Annotated in this window: 4 protein-coding genes; 2 read left to right on the forward strand and 2 right to left on the reverse strand. The window is 58.8% G+C overall.

Annotated features, from left to right (window positions below; translation table 11 throughout):
- Nucleotides 1–108: 108 nt before the first annotated feature.
- Both AC630_RS41950 and AC630_RS41960 read right to left on the reverse strand, forming a co-directional pair.
- Nucleotides 109–871 (reverse strand): IS5 family transposase gene (locus AC630_RS41950; protein ID WP_167561395.1). Its coding sequence is split into 2 segments (ribosomal slippage): nt 109–453 and nt 455–871, totalling 762 coding nucleotides; the frame shifts between segments, so codons are not numbered across the junction.
- 706 nt (nt 872–1577) lie between these two features.
- Nucleotides 1578–1931 (reverse strand): winged helix-turn-helix transcriptional regulator, encoded by a 354-nt coding sequence (locus tag AC630_RS41960; protein WP_074124310.1) that lies wholly within the window; start codon nt 1929–1931, stop codon nt 1578–1580.
- A 95-nt stretch (nt 1932–2026) separates the two neighbouring features.
- Here AC630_RS41960 and AC630_RS41965 point away from each other — a divergent pair, with 95 nt between their 5' ends.
- Together AC630_RS41965 and AC630_RS41970 are read left to right on the forward strand one after the other, a co-directional pair.
- A complete protein-coding gene (locus AC630_RS41965) occupies nt 2027–2353 on the forward strand; it encodes a nuclear transport factor 2 family protein (RefSeq protein ID WP_074124312.1) in 327 nt (108 codons plus the stop codon).
- Complete coding sequence (locus AC630_RS41970; RefSeq protein ID WP_074124314.1) at nt 2350–3132, forward strand: SDR family oxidoreductase; 783 nt, start codon at nt 2350–2352, stop codon at nt 3130–3132. The genes AC630_RS41965 and AC630_RS41970 overlap by 4 nt, the downstream gene beginning before the upstream one ends.
- Nucleotides 3133–3392: the final 260 nt, after the last annotated feature.

Below are 3392 nucleotides of genomic sequence, written 5' to 3' on the forward strand. Positions count from 1 at the left end.
CACCAACGGCTCGATTGGCCGGCCTCTAACACCTGCATTCGCCACAAGCGCTCTCCTCTACAGAGATTCGAGCCATCATATAATGTGACGAACTTGCGTTCCAGATGACTAGGATGCGGACTCATTAAGGCGCAGCCATAGCCTGATTGACGCGAGCTGAACGAAGGCAAGGTAGTTGGCGGCGAGCCTGTCGTAGCGCGTTGCAACTCGACGACATTGTTTGATCCTGTTGAAGAACCGCTCGACCCGGTTGCGAGCGCGGTAGAGATACGGGCTGAAGCAGATCGGATCGCTGCGATTGCTTTTCGGCGGGATGTTGGCCCACGCGCCCTTCTTCATGGCAAGCTCTCTAATCCAGTCGGCGTCATAGCCACGGTCGGCAAGCAGCATTGACCCGGATTTCAGACAAGACAGCAATTTTCCGGCAAATCGAACGTCATGGGCCTCACCGGGGGCTCAGCGCCAGCCGTACCGGCAGACCATTGCTATCGACCACCGCATGGATTTTGCTCGTCAAGCCGCCGCGGGACCTTCCCATCGATTGGCGCTGGTTCCTTGTGATGCAGGATCCATGCTGATGCACGCGGACAATGGAGGTGTCGATCATCTGGACAGCGGCATCATGGGCAGCGGCAAGTGCGTCTATGATGCGGCCCCAGACACCAGCCCGCCGCCAGCGGACGAACCGGTTGTAGCAAGTGGTGTATGGGCCAAACGCCGCTGGCAGATCACGCCAGGGTGCTCCTGATCGGAGGACCCGGAAGATGCCATTGAGGACACGTCTTTCGTTCACCCGAGGAACGCCACGCGGCTTGTTCGGCAGCATCGGCCTTGTGGCCGTCCATTCATAGTCGGCGAGTTCGTAGCGCATGATTCGAGCCCCCAGTTTGGGAGTTTGAATCACGGAAGTCCGGCCAAACGCAACGCTTCTGGCTCGGCCCCGGTTCGGCGCTTACGGGCAGAAGCGGACATCAACCTGCCGACAATCCCTGATGAATCCGTCGAAAATGACCCAAAGCAGAAGTCCCCCTTTTTGCTGAGCAACGCAATCTTTACTATGGGCGCGTCGGTAAGCCGGAATGATGCACTTGGGAGGTGCTTCGGGTTGCAAGGGTGCAGCATAGGTTGTCAGCATGAGTAAGGGCATCCCAACCGGCGCAACATATCTCGGCTTCGCCTTACTTTGGCAGGCGGTGTTATTCGTCGCGTGGATGGCGTGCATCGTTCTTTTTGGGGCTGGTTATTGCGCGACCGCAATGGTTGCAATCGTGCTCACCGCTTACGGGTTCTTCCGACATGTCAGATCGATTGGCCGTCGCGCAAAGCAGGGCATCCGGGAGCCCACCCCTGAGCTTCGCAGACTGCTGTCGATCATGTCTGGGAGCCGAGACGCTATCAACGGCGCTTCTCGAGATTAAACGCCCGCTTCTGGCCCTGAGCCGATAACAACCAGCCGGCGGCATGTTGGCCGTCTGAGGTAGACCGGACGCGCGGCCGCGCTTGCCACGACCGCTGCTTGTGACCCATAGCAACCTCATCGCCGACCTATCGAGTATGCAAGCTGATCGCCGCTCGCATTAGCTCTCCGAACTAATGATGTGTGCTGCATAATCATCGCGTTGTGCTGCCCAACTCAGGAGGGCATCGAGAGCGGGACAAAGCGCCTGCCCCCAATCGGTCAAGCCGTACTCCACTTTAGGCGGCACCTGATGATGCACGGTGCGGCGGACGATGCCGTCCTTCTCCATCTGCCGAAGTTGCTGGATCAGCATCTTCTGCGACACCTTCGGAATCGCGCGCTCAAGATCCGAGAAGCGCAGAACCTGACCGCCAAACAGATGGAACAAAATCACGAGCTTCCAACGACCTTCGAGCAAGGTCAGCGCCTTCTCAACGCCTTCTGCCGCTGATTCTCTTGTATAACTCCGCATACTTTTTCGTCAGTACCTTACTTTTTAGTGCGTTCTTGTCATTTAGTAATGTTCACCCGATCTTGTCCAGTACGAAACAGATAGATGAGGTCGATATGCCGATCAACCTGCCCAAGCCCATTGCAGCCTATTTTGCCGCGGATGCCACGAGTCGCGAGGCCGTCGCCGATTGCTTTACCGCGGATGCGACCGTGATCGACGAGCGAAAGACCTACCGAGGTCGCAAGGCCATCCAAGAGTGGAAGGCGGCTTCGACGGCGAAGTACAGCTACGTCGCCGAGCCCATCGCGATCAAGAACGACGGCGGGCAAACTGTGGTCACCGCGCGCGTGACCGGCAACTTCCCTGGCAGCCCCGTGGATCTACACTACACGTTCACTCTCGATGGCGATGCGATCTCGCGACTGGAGATTGTGCAGTGAACGCAGAGCTTGGCTTGAAGGATCTCCGCGCACTCGTCACCGGGGGCACGAAAGGGGTCGGGGCGGCGGTCGTCGATAAGCTGCTCGCGACCGGCGCGAGGGTTATGGCCACGGCGCGAACCGTTCCCGAGAGTAAGTCGGATCGGCTTCGCTATATTGCTGCCGATCTCACGACCGCTGTCGGCTGCGACGCAATAGCGCAAAGCGTGCTGCGCGAATTCGGCGGCATCGACGTCATCGTACATGTCGTCGGCGGATCGAGCGCGCCGCCCGGTGGGTTCGCCACGCTTAACGACACGGAATGGCTGAGAGCGTTGAACCTGAATCTGATGCCGGCGGTTCGACTCGATCGATCTCTGCTGCCGTCCATGATCGCACAAGGCGCTGGCGTGATCATTCATGTGACCTCGATCCAGCACGTATTGCCGTTACCGGAGGCGACCACGGCTTACGCGGCTGCCAAGGCAGCGCTGTCGACCTACAGTAAGAGCTTATCGAAGGAGGTAACGCCCAAAGGCATCCGGGTGATCCGCGTCGCGCCGGGTTGGATCGAGACAGATGCCGCTGTCGCATTCGCGCAACGGCTGGCAGAGGAACGTGGCACTGACTATGAAGGTGGGAAGAAGATCATCATGGAATCCCTGGGCGGCATTCCGCTTGGTCGCCCCGCCCGGCCCCAAGAGGTGGCCGATCTGATCACCTTCCTGGTCTCGCCACGCGCCGCATCGATCACGGGCGCTGAGTATGTCATCGACGGCGGGACGGTGCCCACAGCATGAGCCAGTTGCAAGCCGTTGAGATCGAGTCACCCATGGCCCAAAAGCCCGCTTCTGGCCCATCGCGACATTTGCTGCGGTTGCACAAAGGCGGTCGGTGTCGGGGCGAACCGGACATCGACGAAGATTTGTGAGTACGCGCCCTAGTCACGTGAATCTAAAGTTCGCCACATAATGTCTGCTGAGCTTTGTGACAGAAGCGTTTGACGGAAGCCAAGATCTGGTCTGCGGACTTGGTCCATTTGAAGGGCTTCGGGTTGTTG

This window comes from Bradyrhizobium sp. AS23.2 (genome assembly GCF_001908185.1).
Taxonomy (GTDB): domain Bacteria; phylum Pseudomonadota; class Alphaproteobacteria; order Rhizobiales; family Xanthobacteraceae; genus Bradyrhizobium.

Excerpts from the sequence above, each read along its gene's own strand:
- AC630_RS41960 (WP_074124310.1), bottom strand. The coding sequence starts at position 1,931 with ATGCGGAGTTATACAAGAGAATCAGCGGCAGAAGGCGTTGAGAAGGCG.
- AC630_RS41965 (WP_074124312.1), top strand. The coding sequence starts at position 2,027 with ATGCCGATCAACCTGCCCAAGCCCATTGCAGCCTATTTTGCCGCGGAT.